The 15,394-nt window shown below is 44.3% G+C and carries 16 protein-coding genes; 4 read left to right on the top strand and 12 right to left on the bottom strand.

The annotated features are described in order from the left end of the window. Positions 1-202 precede the first annotated feature (202 nt). Positions 203-1,099, bottom strand: a complete 897-nt coding sequence (locus tag Q4561_RS16780; protein ID WP_303462218.1) for a TIGR01777 family oxidoreductase — start codon at positions 1,097-1,099, stop codon at positions 203-205. 68 nt (positions 1,100-1,167) lie between these two features. Beyond that, positions 1,168-1,536, bottom strand: a complete 369-nt coding sequence (gene folX, locus Q4561_RS16785; protein ID WP_303462220.1) for a dihydroneopterin triphosphate 2'-epimerase — start codon at positions 1,534-1,536, stop codon at positions 1,168-1,170. A gap of 75 nt (positions 1,537-1,611) precedes the next feature. On the opposite strand from folX, the gene Q4561_RS16790 reads away from it, so the two are divergent. Continuing rightward, positions 1,612-2,655, top strand: a complete 1,044-nt coding sequence (locus Q4561_RS16790; RefSeq protein ID WP_303462221.1) for an AI-2E family transporter — start codon at positions 1,612-1,614, stop codon at positions 2,653-2,655. Here the strand turns inward: Q4561_RS16790 and Q4561_RS16795 are convergent. Genes Q4561_RS16795 through Q4561_RS16805 form a run of 3 tightly spaced genes read right to left on the bottom strand, consistent with a single transcriptional unit; the run spans position 2,652 to position 4,954 of the window. After that, a complete protein-coding gene (locus Q4561_RS16795; protein ID WP_303462222.1) occupies positions 2,652-3,977 on the bottom strand; it encodes an ATP-binding protein in 1,326 nt (441 codons plus the stop codon). The genes Q4561_RS16790 and Q4561_RS16795 overlap by 4 nt on opposite strands. A gap of 24 nt (positions 3,978-4,001) precedes the next feature. After that, on the bottom strand, positions 4,002-4,676 hold the full coding sequence (locus Q4561_RS16800; RefSeq protein WP_303462224.1) for a response regulator transcription factor: 675 nt from the start codon (positions 4,674-4,676) through the stop codon (positions 4,002-4,004). Positions 4,677-4,678: 2 nt separating this feature from the next. Continuing rightward, complete coding sequence (locus Q4561_RS16805; RefSeq protein WP_303462225.1) at positions 4,679-4,954, bottom strand: PepSY domain-containing protein; 276 nt, start codon at positions 4,952-4,954, stop codon at positions 4,679-4,681. A 602-nt stretch (positions 4,955-5,556) separates the two neighbouring features. On the opposite strand from Q4561_RS16805, the gene Q4561_RS16810 reads away from it, so the two are divergent. After that, complete coding sequence (locus Q4561_RS16810; RefSeq protein WP_303462226.1) at positions 5,557-6,021, top strand: pyridoxamine 5'-phosphate oxidase family protein; 465 nt, start codon at positions 5,557-5,559, stop codon at positions 6,019-6,021. A gap of 466 nt (positions 6,022-6,487) precedes the next feature. Here Q4561_RS16810 and Q4561_RS16815 read toward each other — a convergent pair whose 3' ends face one another. From Q4561_RS16815 to Q4561_RS16845, 7 genes are read right to left on the bottom strand one after another with little or no spacing between them, the layout of a single operon-like run. Beyond that, complete coding sequence (locus Q4561_RS16815; RefSeq protein WP_013784787.1) at positions 6,488-6,787, bottom strand: YciI family protein; 300 nt, start codon at positions 6,785-6,787, stop codon at positions 6,488-6,490. A gap of 11 nt (positions 6,788-6,798) precedes the next feature. Beyond that, on the bottom strand, positions 6,799-7,608 hold the full coding sequence (gene trpA / locus Q4561_RS16820) for a tryptophan synthase subunit alpha (protein ID WP_303462227.1): 810 nt from the start codon (positions 7,606-7,608) through the stop codon (positions 6,799-6,801). Beyond that, positions 7,608-8,789, bottom strand: coding sequence for a tryptophan synthase subunit beta (gene trpB, locus Q4561_RS16825; protein WP_303462229.1), 1,182 nt, complete (start codon positions 8,787-8,789; stop codon positions 7,608-7,610). Before trpB ends, trpA begins: the two co-directional genes overlap by 1 nt. A 15-nt stretch (positions 8,790-8,804) precedes the next feature. After that, entirely contained in the window at positions 8,805-10,202 is a 1,398-nt protein-coding gene (gene trpCF, locus Q4561_RS16830) for a bifunctional indole-3-glycerol-phosphate synthase TrpC/phosphoribosylanthranilate isomerase TrpF (protein ID WP_303462231.1), read from the bottom strand. Beyond that, positions 10,195-11,226 carry an anthranilate phosphoribosyltransferase gene (trpD, locus tag Q4561_RS16835; RefSeq protein ID WP_303462233.1) on the bottom strand — a complete coding sequence of 344 codons (1,032 nt, stop codon included), beginning with the start codon at positions 11,224-11,226 and terminating at the stop codon, positions 10,195-10,197. The genes trpCF and trpD overlap by 8 nt, the downstream gene beginning before the upstream one ends. Before the next feature lie 4 nt (positions 11,227-11,230). Beyond that, a complete protein-coding gene (locus Q4561_RS16840; RefSeq protein WP_303462235.1) occupies positions 11,231-11,860 on the bottom strand; it encodes an aminodeoxychorismate/anthranilate synthase component II in 630 nt (209 codons plus the stop codon). After that, positions 11,857-13,464: an anthranilate synthase component 1 gene (locus tag Q4561_RS16845; protein ID WP_303462236.1), complete on the bottom strand. Its 1,608-nt coding sequence runs from the start codon at positions 13,462-13,464 to the stop codon at positions 11,857-11,859. The genes Q4561_RS16840 and Q4561_RS16845 overlap by 4 nt, the downstream gene beginning before the upstream one ends. A 284-nt stretch (positions 13,465-13,748) precedes the next feature. On the opposite strand from Q4561_RS16845, the gene Q4561_RS16850 reads away from it, so the two are divergent. Next, positions 13,749-14,633 (top strand): PHP domain-containing protein, encoded by an 885-nt coding sequence (locus Q4561_RS16850; protein ID WP_303462237.1) that lies wholly within the window; start codon positions 13,749-13,751, stop codon positions 14,631-14,633. Positions 14,634-14,771: 138 nt separating this feature from the next. Continuing rightward, complete coding sequence (locus Q4561_RS16855; RefSeq protein ID WP_062086778.1) at positions 14,772-15,392, top strand: L-threonylcarbamoyladenylate synthase; 621 nt, start codon at positions 14,772-14,774, stop codon at positions 15,390-15,392. The last annotated feature ends 2 nt before the right edge of the window (positions 15,393-15,394 follow it).

A 15,394-nucleotide genomic window follows, 5' to 3' on the forward strand; every position in this document is an offset into this window, starting at 1 on the left:
TGGACAGTCACTTAAGTTGTGTATTTCTAATGGCTAAAAATTTTTAAGCCAATCCATTAAAATGTTGGACACACACTTGAATTCAAGTGTGTGTCCAATCCTGATTTAATCCACATTGGGTAAATTCAAGTTCACTATGAGTGTCTGTCCTAGCTGTTCGTTATTAGCTCGAGTGTGTGTCCAACCGAATTTTCATTGAGCGTTAGTGCTTATAAATTGCATCCAATGCCCCTTGCAAAGTGGGGTAAGTAAACGTGAAACCTGACGTAATGAGTTTTTCAGGTAGTACCTTTTGCCCTTTAAGTATCATGTCTGATGATTCACCCATAGCAATTTTTAGTACAAATCCTGGTACGGTAAACAAGCAAGGTCTTGAAAGGGTTGTGGCTAATGTATTCGAAAACACTTCATTAGTTGCAGGCGAAGGTGCAGTTAAATTGTAGGGGCCATGACAACTGTTATTCTCAAGTAGGTAGGCAATGGCTGATATCATGTCGTCAATGTGGATCCAAGATAGATACTGGTCGCCAGTACCAATTTTACCGCCCAAACCTAGTTTGAATGGCATTGCCATTTTGTCTAGCGCACCGCCGTTACTTGCCAACACAACACCTGTTCTTAAAGTGCATACGCGGACGTCATTGTGAGTGATTGAAGTTGCAATAGCTTCCCATTTGGCACAAAGGTTGTGGGTGAACTCTTCGTGAGGAGGTGTTTGCTCGGTAACATCAATACTACCTTTATTGCCATAAAAGCCGATGGCCGAGCCAGATAGAAATACAGGTGGAGGAGCACCTGCGCTATTTATTTTAGCAACAAGCTTTGAGGTAATTCCCCAGCGACTATCACAAATTCTCTGCTTTTGAGTGTCTGTCCAACGTTTGTCGGCGATGGGCTCACCAGCCAAATTAATAATTGCATCAAAAATTCCAATATCATTAATTTCACTAACGTCAGAAATAAAAGCTACACCTTCATCGAACTGCTGTCTGGCTTTATCAGGGGACCTAGTGATGACAGTGAATTGATGCTCTTTTTCGTATTTCTCGATAAACGCGCTACCGACTAGGCCTGTGCCGCCCGACATTAGAATTTTCATACAAACTGCCTATAAGAGTGTTAACAAAAATTGTTTATAAAGTACTTATAAAAGGTACTGAACAACACTTAACCCGTTTTATTACAAGAAAGCGTTAGCGATACCGAGTCTGAAAAGCGCAGTGCATGGGGTTTATCAACTTCGACTTCGGCATAACGAACTGATGAATGTTCAGCTGCTAAACTCAATACGTCGGCGGTGAGCTTTTCGAGCAAAGAAAAGCGGTTGTCTTCCACTAATTTAATAATGGCTTTGGTAATTACCTTATAGTTTAGTGCGTCTTCCATGTTGTCACTGTCTGTCGCTCTCTGTGCATCGTAGTCAATCTTCACGTTGACGATAACGTCTTGTTTATTGATGATTTCATCATCGTTAATACCAATATAGGTTCTCAATCTCAGATTTTTAATTTTAATTGTGGCTAAGTTGAAGGTCATTGTATTCTCGTGTTTGTAGTTATGTATAAGTCACTGTAAAGTGTTTGTGTTTTTTATTAGGAATAAAGCACAAAAATGTCCATGGAATTGCGCTCACCCATAGCGAAAGCACTTATACTTTTCGCTTGCTTAGTTATTGTTTTAGCGGGGATAAAGTCCGCCAGTACAATAATGGTACCTTTTTTCTTATCAGTATTTATTGCTATAGCATGTAGCCCAATTATTCACTGGACAAGCCGTTATGGTGTACCTAAGTGGCTTTCTATCGCTTTTGTAATAGTACTAATACTAGTTTTTGGTTTTCTTCTAGCTGGCCTTGTAGGACAGTCTATGACGGAATTTAGAGAAAATCTTCCACAATATAGGGCGCAGCTCGATACGGAGTTCTCTTGGATTATCGAAAAGCTTGCTCAATACAACATTCATGTTAACCAAGAATTGATCGCAACACACTTAGACCCAGCTACAGCTATGTCAGTGGCAACTAACTTTATAAGCGGTATGGGGGGGGTGTTGTCGAACTTATTCCTTATTTTGCTTACCGTTATTTTCATGTTGTTTGAAGCTGATAGCATCCCAAAACGTTTGCATATTGCGTTCTCAGATCCTGACATGAAACTACAACATATTGATCGTTTCATCCGTTCTGTAAACAGCTATTTAGCGATAAAGACTGTGGTTAGCTTAGGTACGGGATTAATCATTGGTACATGGCTGTATGTTATGGGTGTTGATCATTTCTTGCTTTGGGCAGTATTGGCATTCATGCTGAATTTCATTCCCAATATTGGTTCTATCATCGCAGCGCTTCCAGCGGTGCTTATTGCCTTTGTGCAATATGGCTTAGCCTCAGCAGGCATGGCGGCATTAGGTTTTGTTCTGGTGAATACGATTATGGGTAACATGGTAGAGCCAAGGCTAATGGGTAAGGGGATGGGGTTGTCTACTTTGGTGGTGTTCCTTTCTTTGATTTTCTGGGGCTGGCTATTGGGTACCGTGGGTATGTTGCTGTCTGTACCGCTTACCATGGTAGTAAAAATTGCATTAGAGTCTAGAGAAGAAAGCCAGTGGTTGGCTGTACTGCTCTCAAGTGCGGGCGAGAAAAAGGCAAAGGCTTAAATAGGAAATTTAACGATAAATCGAGCGCCACCGATAGGGGCGCGCTCGATGAGTAATTTACCTTGATATATTGCAATTAGATCGCTTACCAAGGCCATGCCAATGCCTTGGCCATCAGCGTAAGTGTCTAAGCGGGTGCCTCGTTCTAATAGTGCCTGCTTCTTATCTGTAGGCACGCCAGGGCCGTCATCATCTACACACACGACAGCCCAATTGCCTTCGCTTGTGAGCAAAACTGATACTTTAGTTTCAGCTGCCTTACAAGCGTTATCTAAAAGGTTGCCCATCATCTCCATAATATCAGTTTCATCGGCTTTTATTGCGATGTCTTCATTACCCTCTATCGTTATGGATAATTGCTTATGTTGATAAACTTTATCCATGGCATTAGCCACTTTTTGTGTAATGGGTAAAAGTGTAATAGCCGCTTGCCAACCTACTTTTCCTGCGCTAGCACGCTTTAATTGACGTTGAATTATCTGATCAATTTGATTGAGAGACTCAACGGCTTGTGAGGGGAGTTTATCCACTCCCATAGTTACTGCCAACGGGGTTTTCAAACTATGCGCTAAGTCGCCAAGACTATTTTTATAACGGGCGCGCTGTTGGGATTCAGACTGAATAAGCTCATTAATTGACTGCTTTAGCGGATTAAATTCAACGGGATAATGTGAATCAAGTTGTTGTTTTTTACCCGTAGATGTTAGCGATATTTCGCTTATCAGCTTTCGCACTGGCATTAGTACAAGACTGATCCCCACAATAATTAATACGAGCAAACCACCAGACAAAATAAGCAGCCATCGCCACACCACCGTCATAAACGTTTTCCGTTCCTCATTAAACTGATGTTTGTTATTGAAGATGTAGAAGCGAACCGGCTCGAAGTTATTCTCCGAGGCAAATTCAGCCGTAAATGCATAAGCAAAATAATCGGTGTTGCTGTCGAAGTTTGCGGTGTAAGACTCTACAAAAAGCTCATTGCCCACATTCACATTTAAGTTGGGAGCGGGTAATGTGTAATCCAGTGCAGAAGCCGATTGCCATATTACGTGCCCCCGAAAAACAATCACGCCCAAGTAACCAGAACCGGGTAAGTTAAGTTGTTCTTCATATAAAATTTCAGGCATGAAGGGAATATCGCCGTCTAGCTCAAACGCCGAGAGTAATCCAAGGTTCATCAGGCGAAGTTCGCTCATCTTGGCTTGGGTTAAGCTTGTGGTATAGGCGTTATCTAAAATAATCACGGTGAGGGGGGCAAATAGAGCAAGCACGCCCATCGCTAACAGAATGCTCCGTATTCTCAGCGACAGTTGCTTCATAGGATATACTTCATAGATTATGCTTCATAAATTACGGTTTATCCGATACCCACGACCACGAAGCGTTTCGATGGGTTTGAAGTTATTGTCTGGATCTAGCTTTTTACGCAATCGGCCTACAAAAACTTCAATTACGTTACTATCAAGGTCAAAGTCTTGGTCATAAATATGCTCGGTCAGTTCGGTTTTAGAGACCACTTTTTGCGGGTTCAGCATCAAGTATTCCATTACCTTGTATTCATACGCAGTTAGTTCAAGCGGAGCATCATTGACTGTAATTTCTTCAGCGACGGTATCGAGTGATATCGGACCAAACTGAATAACAGGGTTTGCTTGACCTGATGCACGGCGAATCAAGGCTTTCACCCTTGCCAATAACTCTTCATTGTGGAATGGTTTGGTCAAATAATCATCTGCACCTGCATCTAACCCTTCAACCTTCTCTTGCCAACGGTCCCGAGCCGTTAAGATAAGCACTGGGCAGCGAATATCTTCTTGCCTTGCTTTTCGTATAACTTCAAAGCCATCCATTTTAGGTAAGCCAATATCGATAATGGCTAAATCGTAAGTGAATTCATTAAGTTGATATAACGCTTGCTCACCATTGTCGGCTAAATCAACACTGTAACCGTGTTGCTGTAATAAGCTATCGAGTTGAGTAAGTAGACGGCTATCATCTTCAGCAATGAGTATTCGCATTATTAATCCTTTGAGCGATTCTTAGATGACTTCACATTTCCAGAACGCTTATCGACGTCAACAGACACGACACGGCCGGATTCCTTCAGTACCTTAACGCGGTATTTCTGATTGGTTTGGCTTACACGAAGTACACGTCCAGACTCGGCTTGACGAGCTCGTTCGACGGCTTGGCTTTTGCTTAGCTCCCCACTTTTTTCTTGTTGTGCATAGGCATTACTGCCGCCGCATATAAGCAGCGTCAATATTAAAACCACAGCGTGAAGCGTTTTGATCATATTTCCTCACCAAAAAAGCAGGCAAAGCCCAACAGGAATCTAGTATATAGATTTAAGCTGAACCATTGCTGAATGTCTGCGGTAAGTCTACCTCGTGAAATAGAGTGTGTACATAAAGTGATAGTAAGAATGGTGTAAGGATAAATGTAGGACAGACACTTAAGTTTCGTTTAGTAAGAGAAGATAATTTATTGGACACACACCCAAGTTCTATATATTTAACACTATACGAATTAACAGTTTCGAGTGACTGTCCAAAATTTATTCTGACGGACTTATTCGAGGAGAAGATAGTAAGGAAATAGCGAATTGAAGTGTGTGTCCAACTCAGTAGCCCCACAGTTTTGGTCCGACTTTATTTGTCCAAACGTTATAGTAATTAGTACGTTCAGCATGTAATGAGAAGCTGTATAGGTGTGAAAAACTTACTGAAGTGGGTGAATAGCTTATAGGTGTAAGGTGAGAGGAATGATTTATTTCAAACAATGGTAAACCCGCATAGCGCTTTTACGTCGGTGGCTGTAGCGATTTGAATACCTTCTGGCACGTAGTATGAATTGTAATAAGTTAAGTTTATTTAAATAGTATGCAACGGAGGGAATATGTCGCACGATATCAAAACGACAATGTGGGAAGCTATGTCTAGTAGCCCTAATGTAATGGTTAGCCTTACTGGTAAAAATGAGCATTCAGAACCAATGCGTGCCCAGCTAGATAAACATGCCAACAGTGAATTCTGGTTTTACACCACTAAGGACAACAGGGTTGCCGAAGGTGGCGAGGCTATGGTGCAGTTTTCTTCTAAAGGCCATGATGTGTTCGCATGCATTCGAGGTACGTTAGTCCCAGAAACTCGCCAAGAAATTATCGATAAGTATTGGTCGAACGGTGTGGAAGCTTGGTATGAAAAAGGTAAAGAAGATCCTAATCTGCTTATGCTACGGTTTAGTTTGGCTGAAGCTGAAATCTGGGAAGCTGACCCGTCATTAAAAGGAATGTTTAAATTAATGACTGGAAAAACAATTTCGCCTGACGAAATGGGCGAACACGACAAAGTTATTTTGTAACTTGTTCGTGCGGAACGAGTGTGTGTCCAACGTTTACGTTCCGGCCGAGGTTAAACATTTACTAATGTTTAGCCAGCCGGAAACGTAATTAGAGTGACTGTCCAAAATTGGTGATTAAAGTGACTGTCCTGAGTTGATACAAGTTAATAAATGTTCATATTCGAGTGTGTGTCCGATTTAGGAAGGTGGTTTGGAAATACATTTAAGTGTGTGTCCAATTTAGGGAAGTTTTGATGGTAAGGAAGCTTTAATACTATATATAGTACCGCACACAAAAAAGCCTGTAAGGGATGCGTTAGCATTTCTTTCAGGCTTTTTTATTGAGGCGATATCAGAGAGTTCGGTGTCTGATTATCGCTTTCTATCTTTTAGAGCAACAATAAGCTTGTTAAAGCACCAACAATTGGACAAGTCACAAGATAGCTAAGGCACGTTACAAAAAAGCTAAGGCGCGTTACAAAAAGTGTTACGGCAGTACTTTCTTGTAAGGCTTAACAATTACGCTTTCGTACACACCGGCTTCAATATACGGGTCGGCATCGGCCCACGCTTGCGCCGCTTCTAGCGATTCAAACTCTGCAACCACCAACGAACCAGTAAACCCAGCAGGGCCAGGATCTGGACTGTCGATAGCAGGGAAGGGGCCAGCTATTACCAATCTACCTTCATCCTTTAACGCATTTAAACGCGCTAGATGCGCAGGACGTGCCGCTAAACGATTTTCTAAGCTGTTTGCTACATCGGTAGCACAAATCATATAAAGCATTTTTAAAACCCTTAGCCTTTGGCAGTAGCCGCTTTCATAGACTGAACAAACTCACCCAATGCACTTAGCATAGCGTCGTTGTTATCTAAGTTCGCTGCTATCAAGTTCACTGTAGCCGAGCCCGAAATAGCACCTGCAGCACCAGCATCAATAGCCGACTTTACTTGTGCTGGCGTAGAAATACCAAACCCAAGTAATGGTGGAGCACATTTGTGCGCCGTTAGTCGCGCAATCAACTCAGCAGCAGGAATTTCAACCGCAGTTTCAGCGCCAGTTACCCCAGCTCTACCTAACAAGTAGGTGTAGCCTTTCGAGTACTCACCAATTTTTTCCATGGTTTCATCGGTCGCATTCGGTGGAGCAATCAAAATTTGTGAAATGCCATTGGCATCTGCCGCTTTTTGAAATGGTGCGGCTTCACGAATTGGTACATCAGCAATTAAGATAGAATCGACACCTGCATCACTGGCCTTTTTATAAAAACCATCAATAGACTGTGCCATTACTAGATTGCTGTATAACAACAACCCAATAGGTACTTGTGGGTATTTACTACGTACGCGAGTAAGTAACTCAAAGCAGTTAGCAACTGAAACCTGGCTCTTATGCGCACGAATGCTAGCAGCTTGAATAGTAGGGCCATCGGCAATGGGGTCTGAATAAGGAATGCCCAATTCCAAAGCATCGGCACCACTTTCAACTAATTGGCAAATAACCGCTTCAGATTGTGCTAAATCAGGGTCGCCTATCATTACGAAGGGAACAAAAGCGCCTTCATTTTTTGCGTCTAGGCGCGCAAACATTTCTGCATATCTTTCCATTACAGTTTGTCCCCTAAAATTTTGGTTACGTGAGCCAAGTCTTTATCACCTCGGCCAGATAAGTTCACCACAATAATGGTTTCTTCTTCTGCTTCGTCGGCCATGTTCAATGCGTGCGCTAGGGCGTGTGAAGACTCAAGCGCAGGAATAATGCCTTCTTTGCGTGCAAGTAATTGAAACGCGTTAAGGGCTTCTTCATCGGTCGCAGCAACGTACTCAGCACGTCCAGTTTCCGCTAAATAAGCATGTTGAGGGCCAACTGCAGGGTAATCTAATCCGGCAGAAACTGAATAGCTCTCTTCAATTTGACCTTCATGGTCTTGCATAATGAAGGTGTAAGCGCCGTGCAATATACCTTTGGTCCCGGTCACAATAGTTGCGCCGTGCTCTTTGGTGTGCACCCCTTTACCTGCAGGTTCAACACCCACAAGTCTTACAGAAGGTTCGTCGATGAAATCAGCAAACATGCCAATGGCATTTGAACCACCACCTACACAAGCCACAACCGCATCTGGCAAACGGCCTTCTTTTTCTAAAATTTGTGCACGGGTCTCTTCGCCAATCATGCGGTGGTATTCACGTACGATTGTTGGGAATGGGTGAGGGCCCGCAGCCGTACCTAACAGGTAATGTGCTGTATCGTAATTAGCAGACCAATCACGCATGGCTTCGTTTACCGCATCTTTAAGTGTGCCAGAGCCAGCATTTACTGGAATAACCTCTGCACCCATTAGCTTCATACGAAAAACGTTAGGCGCTTGACGCTCAACATCTTTTGCACCCATATAAATACGGGCTTTTAGGCCTAATAGTGCGCATGCTAACGCCGTAGCAACGCCGTGCTGGCCAGCGCCGGTTTCGGCAATCACTTCGGTTTTACCCATACGCTTTGTTAATAGCGCCTGACCCAATACTTGGTTGGTTTTGTGGGCACCACCGTGAAGTAGGTCTTCACGTTTAAGGTATAATTTTACCTTAGGGTTGCTCACCAAGTTGCGGGTTAGCGTCATCGCTGTTGGGCGACCTGCGTAATCTTTTAACAACCCCAAAAACTCTTCATTGAAGCTAGGATCATCTTTCGCATCTAGAAACGCTTTTTCTAGTTGGTCCAGTGCAGGAATAAGTAGTTCTGGCACGTACATGCCGCCGAACTCTCCAAATTTTGTCTCTAATTGATTCATGCGTTGTCCTAAGTGTTAATAGCGGCGACAAATTGAAAATAGCTCGGCTAACTTTTCAGCCGACTTTTCGCCTGGGGCACTTTCTACCCCTGAATTTACGTCGATGGTTGCGCAGCCTACGTTAATGCCTTGGGCAATGTTAGTTGCGTTAATTCCACCGGCTAGAATGATTTTTTGCTTGTTGGCTATATTGTCTAACAATCGCCAATCGAAGCTTTCTCCTGTACCGCCTTTAGCATTGCCTACCTGGCAATCAAGCAGTACATAATCGATATTCTCGTCTTCTAATAATTGAGGTAGTTGCTCAGGCAATGCACCTTTCACGCCTTCGGCTTGCCATATTTCACAACTTGCTGGCAGCGCGTTTTTCAGTGTTGCTCGATATGTTGCATCTTCGCTACCGTGTAATTGAACGGCGGCTAGCGAGAGCGATGTAGCTAACTTGGCAACATAATCGATGTCGTGATTTACAAACACGCCTACGTAATCGCCTTCAACGGTTTCTACGATATCTTTTGCAGTAGATTCGGTCACGCAGCGAGGTGATTTTTCAGCGAAAATCAGCCCGCCCATACTGGCGCCACTTTCAAAAGCAAGTTGTGCTTGTGCAACACTGGTTAATCCGCACACTTTTACCGAACCGTAAATCACGCTGCGAACGGCGCGATTTAAGTTGGCTTGCGACATAAGTGCACTGCCTACCAAGAAGCCTTGGCAAAGCGGGCTTAAGCGTAATACGTCTTCATGGGTATAAATGCCAGATTCTGAAATTACCACAAAGTTGTGCGTAGCCTTTTCCAGCATGGGCACCAAGTGTTCTGTGGTCGCTAAATCGGTGGATAGGTCGCGCAGATTACGGTTGTTAATGCCAATGATGTTTGCTTCAAGGGCAATGGCGCGATGCATTTCTTCTTCGTTACTCACTTCAGTAAGAATATCTAATGACAAGCTATTGGCCACGGTGGCGAGTTCACGATACTGCGCATCGTCTAGCACGCTTAACATTAGCAACACGGCATCGGCGTTGTAATGACGAGCCAAATAAACCTGATAAGTATCAATAAAGAAATCTTTGTTTAATACAGGCTGTGCTACACGTTCTGTAACGTAGGCCAAATATTCAAATTTACCTTGAAAATACTTCTCGTCGGTAAGCACTGAAATGCCCGCAGCATAGGGTGTGTATGCGGTTAAAATTTCGTCTAGGTCGAAATGTTCGCGAATAAGCCCTTTTGAGGGCGAGGCTTTTTTACATTCAAAAATAAAGCCCGCATTCGGTTCGTTCAGTGCATCAAACAAGCTTTTGTTTGAAGGCACTAAATCTGCTTTAAAGCTTTCAAGGGGCAAAGCCGTTTTTCTGGCATCAACTTCAATGCGTTTATCGGCAACAATTTTTTCTAGCACATTAGGCATCAGTGCTGACCTCCTGACTGATTTTGGCAACGTGGTTTAATACCGCCAAAGGTTTTGCGTCTTTCATAGCCTGCATGGCCATCTCGGTGCCGTCTTTAAATGAATCGGCGGTACCGGTAACTTTAAGTAGTGCACCGCAGTTCATGGCAATGGCAGCACGATGGGCTTCTTGGCCTTCACCGGCTAACGCAGCTTCAATGTATTTCTTGTTCTCTTCTGGCTCGCCGCCCTCAATGGCCGATAATGGGTATGAGGAAAGACCGAAGTCTTCAGCGGTCACGGTTAACTTACGAATATCACCGTGCTCAAGATCGTAAATGATAGATTCCCCATGCAAAGCAAGTTCATCTAAGCCGTCACCGTGAACAATCATGGCGCGATGTTGGCCAAGAAGCATAAGGGTTTTTGCGTAAGGTTCAAGCAGTTCGGGAGAGTAAACGCCGAACACACCATGCGTTGGGCCCGCTGGGTTGGCTAGTGGCCCTAGTATGTTAAACAAGGTTCTGGTCTTCAGAGCAGCACGGACGGGGGCCGCGAAACGCATGCCCGCGTGATAAACCGGTGCAAAAAGAAATGTGAAATTTGCTTCATCTAAGCATTTTCTCGACAATTCTGGCGAAATTTCCAAATTCAACCCGAACTGTTTGAACAAATCGGCGGAGCCAGATTTACTCGATACACTTCTGTTGCCATGTTTGGCCACCTTCACACCACACGCGGCTGCAACAACACCCGCTGCGCTAGAAATATTGATAGTGTTGTGTCCATCACCACCTGTGCCTACGATGTCGGCAAACGGGTAGGTGGGGGCAGGAAAAGGCTTGGCGTTCGCGACCATGGCACTGGCTGCACCGGCAATTTCACCGGGTGATTCATGCTTAATTTTTAGTGCTGTGAGGACGGCTGCAATAACGGCTTCGCTTTGTTCACCGTGCATAATACTGTTGAACAAGGTGTAAGCTTCGGTTTGAGACAGCGCCGTTTGTTTGAGAAGTTTTTCAAGTAATGGAGTAGCGTCAAACATGGCTTTATCCTTGTTGCGTTAAATAGTCGATGCTTTGCTTCAGCAGCACACTACCTTGGGCCGTTAAAATCGACTCAGGGTGGAATTGAAAGCCCAGCATTTTATCAGTTTTGTTAAACACGGCCATTACAGTTTCAGTGCCATCATCATTCACACAAGATGCACAAGGCTCAAGAGCATCAGGTAGCGTTTGTGCGGCTAATGAGTGATAACGGGCCACGTGCAATGGTTGTGGTAAGTCTGTGAACATATCTTTTTCTGAGTGGGCGATAGCAGAGCTTTTGCCGTGCATCACTTGCGTGGCGCGGCCCACAATGCCGCCATAGTATTCAACAATGGCTTGATGTCCTAAGCAAATGCCTAGCACGGGAAAGGTGCCTGCAACTTTTTTAAGTAAGGCTGGCATACAGCCTGCCTCGCTTGGGGCACCTGGACCTGGCGAAAGCATTAACAATACTGGGCTCTTAGTAGCTTGTTCTTGCATTTTTTCGAATAACATATCGGCGCACACGGTGTTGCGGTATACGTTTATTTCCAAATCGAGCGCGCGTAATTCATCTACTAAGTTATAGGTAAAAGAGTCGACGTTATCGAGCAAGAATAAGGTGGTTTTGTTGATCTTAGGCATACTCATGCTTGTGTCTCCGTTTCCGCTTTGAGTGCTGCGGTAACCGCGCTAATAACAGCTTGCGCTTTTGCACGGGTTTCATCGGCTTCAGCTTGTGGAACAGAATCATAAACTACACCGGCACCGGCTTGTATGAATGCGCGGCCGTTTTTCACAAATGCCGAGCGAATAACAATACAGGTATCCATATCACCTTGACCATTTATATAACCTACTGCACCACCATAACTGCCACGACGTTTTTGCTCTATTTCACGAATCAATGTAGCGGCACTCACTTTTGGCGCACCCACTAATGTGCCCATGTTCATACATGCTTGATAAGCGTGCAGCGCATCTAAATCATCACGAAGTTGACCGACAACACGAGAAACAAGGTGCATAACATGCGAATAGCGATCTACTTTCAATAAGTCTTTTACGAAGCGGCTTCCAGGGCGGCTTACTTTCGCCACATCATTTCGAGCTAAGTCGACCAGCATGATGTGTTCAGACTTCTCTTTGTTGTCTTCACGCAAGTTAAGTTCAATACGACTGTCTAAGTCGTGATTGATACTGCCATCTGGGCGTTTACCGCGAGGGCGAGTACCGGCAATGGGGTAAATTTCAACTTGGTTGCTTTCACTTTCGTATTTAAGTGCTGATTCCGGTGAAGCACCAAAAATAGTAAAGGCTTCATCTTGCATATAGAACATATAAGGGCTGGGGTTTTGTTCTTTTAAATGCGCATAAGCTAGAAGCGGTGATGGGCAAGGCAGCGAGAACGTTCGCGATGGCACCACTTGGAAAATATCCCCTGCAAGAATGTGCTGTTTTAGCTCAAGCACATTGTTGCAGAATTCTTCATCGCTTTTATCTACGCTCACTGCCGTCTCACCATCGATAGCAGCGCCAGAGGTTAAGGTGGGTGTCTCGGGTATAGACTGCAATTGCTGGTGCAGTGATTCTAGTCGCTGGGAAATTCCAAAATATTGCTGAGCCACGTCTTCGCCACTAAACACGCTGCCAATTAAATGGGTTTCACGAGTTTGGTGATCTACCGTAATAAGCGTCTCAGCCAAGTAAAAAACAAAATCAGGGCAGTCATTATCGCCATCTTCTACATGAGGCAATGACTCAAACCCTGCTAACATATCATAGGCAAATACACCGCCTAAAAACAGCGCGTGAGGGTGTTGACGAATAGGCGTGATTTTTTTCACGATAATACGCAAGGTATCCATCACGCTGGCAGACTTCAAGCGACTGTCTTCGTCTAGTTGCGCATCCGCGGATTCACATATTAAGGTCACTGAAGTGTCGGTACTGTTTTCGCACTTTACCCCTACTGGGCACTGCGTTTTAAAAATAGGCAGTACGGAAGCACCGTTTGCCGTCAGGGCCTTAACCTCAACACGGTTGCCATTGCACTCTAAACGCAAAGCGGCTTGAACCATCAATAAACTTTGTAAATCGTCTTTAGACTCAATTTCTGCCGACTCTAACAACAAGGCATTAGGACGTTTGGCACAAATATGTGCGAAGGCTGCAAGAGGATCGTCGATGTAATGCCCAACTTGCTCAATTGTTTCCACTTTGCCTGGGGTTGTGCCCAGTTCCGCTAAACTCATTTTTGCCACTCTCCGACTGCAAAAAGATAAAAAAAAGGCCCGTAAATACGGGCCTTTTGTGTTTTATTCACGCACAAATGCGCACACTACCCGTTAATCGAGGGAGTGCCACCACCAAGAAGCAATAGTTGTTGCTGTTGTGATTGTCATTAATTGCATGAATAAACTCGTGTTTGGTTCAATCTTGTACGAACATCGATAGTTATCGAAGGCGTAAATCTGTATACTTGTACGTATAGAAGAAAACAAATTCACCTTTGTGTCAACCAATTATTGAAAAGCCTTTGAAAATAGATCTCCACAGCCATACCAAATTCTCCGATGGGCACCTCACTGCAGAGGAGCTTATATTGCGCGCGCACACCATGCAGGTTGATGTGCTAGCCATTACTGACCACGACACAGTGGCAGGGTTAGAAACGGCGCATAACACGCAAGCGAAACAAAAACGCCCGTTAAAAATTATCGATGGTGTTGAAATTTCCACCAATTGGCACGGTTTCGATATTCATGTTGTGGGGTTAAATGTTGATAGAACCAACTCAACCTTTCTAGCGCAACTAGAAGGCCAAGCACAAACCCGCCAAGCGCGAGCAGAAAAAATAGCTGAAAAGTTAGGTAAGTGCGGTTTTGAAGGTGTACTTCCACGTGCCATGGCGTTAGCTGGCGAAGGTCAGGTCACTCGCGCGCATTTTGCTCGCGTGCTAGTGAATAACTATGGTGTTGGTACCATGAATGCGGCCTTTAAAAAGTATTTAGGCAAAGGCAAGCGTGCAGCAGTAAAAGCGGATTGGCCTAGTGTGGAAACTGCCATTGAGTGGATCCAAGGAGCGGGTGGACAAGCTGTGTTAGCACACCCAGTTCATTACGATATGACCGCAAAATGGTTACGCAGATTAGTTGATGTATTTGCCCAAGCGGGTGGCGATGCAATTGAAACCGCGTTTCCAGGTATTAGCAAAGACAAGCAAGCGCTAGTGAATGAACTCGCTGCCAGCCATAATTTATTGGCCTCGGCAGGCTCTGATTTTCACTTTCCATCACGATGGACAGAGCTAGGTAAGAATTTGGGCATTAGCAGTAACTTAACGCCTATTTGGCACGATTGGCCTGTGGTTGAGGGGTTTACAGACGTGGTGAACCAATCTGCACCTAGTGTTAGTAACTAGTAATAACTAGCAAAGTGTCAGCAACTAGTTGTTAGCAGTGTTGTATTAGCTACTTTTCATTAGCCGCTTTCTATTAATAGCGTTCCATTTGCTAAATAGAAAAAGAGGCCAAGCAATAGGCATGAACAGGACATTATCATGAGTCAGTTTTTCTATATTCATCCTGAAAACCCACAGCAACGTTTGTTGAACCAAGCTTGTGAGCTTATACGCGAAGGGGCGGTAGTGGTTTATCCTACCGATTCTGGCTACGCCATTGGTTGTCAGATGGAAGACAAAAAAGCCTTAGAGCAACTATGCCGTATTCGAGAGATTGGCAAAGATCACAACTTCACGCTCATGTGCCGAGATATGTCTGAATTATCTATTTACGCCAAAGTAGACAATACGGCATTTAGACAAATTAAAAATAACACGCCAGGGTCATACACGTTTGTACTAAAAGCCACCCGTGAAGTGCCTAAGCGTTTGCAAAACCCCAAGCGTAAGACCATTGGTATTCGTGTGCCTGATAACGCTATTGCGTTAGCGCTGCTTGAAACCCTTGGCGAGCCGCTGATGTCTACCTCGCTTATTTTGCCAGGTAATACCATGGCAGAATCAGATCCTGACGTTATTCGCGATAATTTAGAAAAGCAGGTGGGGGTTATTATTCACGGCGGCTATTTGGGCGAGCAGCCTACTACCGTTATTGATTTATCTGAAGATACTCCTGTCATCATGCGCCGCGGCACGGGCGATCCTGCCCCATTTGAATAGTG

This window comes from Alteromonas sp. 1_MG-2023, assembly GCF_030547075.1.
Taxonomy (GTDB): Bacteria; Pseudomonadota; Gammaproteobacteria; order Enterobacterales; family Alteromonadaceae; genus Alteromonas.

What these genes read in the sequence shown, in the direction of transcription:
- Q4561_RS16780 (WP_303462218.1), bottom strand. Translation starts at nt 1,099, where the DNA reads ATGAAAATTCTAATGTCGGGCGGCACAGGCCTAGTCGGTAGCGCGTTT.
- folX (WP_303462220.1), bottom strand. Translation starts at nt 1,536, where the DNA reads ATGACCTTCAACTTAGCCACAATTAAAATTAAAAATCTGAGATTGAGA.
- Q4561_RS16790 (WP_303462221.1), top strand. Translation starts at nt 1,612, where the DNA reads ATGTCCATGGAATTGCGCTCACCCATAGCGAAAGCACTTATACTTTTC.
- Q4561_RS16795 (WP_303462222.1), bottom strand. Translation starts at nt 3,977, where the DNA reads ATGAAGCAACTGTCGCTGAGAATACGGAGCATTCTGTTAGCGATGGGC.
- Q4561_RS16800 (WP_303462224.1), bottom strand. Translation starts at nt 4,676, where the DNA reads ATGCGAATACTCATTGCTGAAGATGATAGCCGTCTACTTACTCAACTC.
- Q4561_RS16805 (WP_303462225.1), bottom strand. Translation starts at nt 4,954, where the DNA reads ATGATCAAAACGCTTCACGCTGTGGTTTTAATATTGACGCTGCTTATA.
- Q4561_RS16810 (WP_303462226.1), top strand. Translation starts at nt 5,557, where the DNA reads ATGTCGCACGATATCAAAACGACAATGTGGGAAGCTATGTCTAGTAGC.
- Q4561_RS16815 (WP_013784787.1), bottom strand. Translation starts at nt 6,787, where the DNA reads ATGCTTTATATGATTTGTGCTACCGATGTAGCAAACAGCTTAGAAAAT.
- trpA (WP_303462227.1), bottom strand. Translation starts at nt 7,608, where the DNA reads ATGGAAAGATATGCAGAAATGTTTGCGCGCCTAGACGCAAAAAATGAA.
- trpB (WP_303462229.1), bottom strand. Translation starts at nt 8,789, where the DNA reads ATGAATCAATTAGAGACAAAATTTGGAGAGTTCGGCGGCATGTACGTG.
- trpCF (WP_303462231.1), bottom strand. Translation starts at nt 10,202, where the DNA reads ATGCCTAATGTGCTAGAAAAAATTGTTGCCGATAAACGCATTGAAGTT.
- trpD (WP_303462233.1), bottom strand. Translation starts at nt 11,226, where the DNA reads ATGTTTGACGCTACTCCATTACTTGAAAAACTTCTCAAACAAACGGCG.
- Q4561_RS16840 (WP_303462235.1), bottom strand. Translation starts at nt 11,860, where the DNA reads ATGAGTATGCCTAAGATCAACAAAACCACCTTATTCTTGCTCGATAAC.
- Q4561_RS16845 (WP_303462236.1), bottom strand. Translation starts at nt 13,464, where the DNA reads ATGAGTTTAGCGGAACTGGGCACAACCCCAGGCAAAGTGGAAACAATT.
- Q4561_RS16855 (WP_062086778.1), top strand. Translation starts at nt 14,772, where the DNA reads ATGAGTCAGTTTTTCTATATTCATCCTGAAAACCCACAGCAACGTTTG.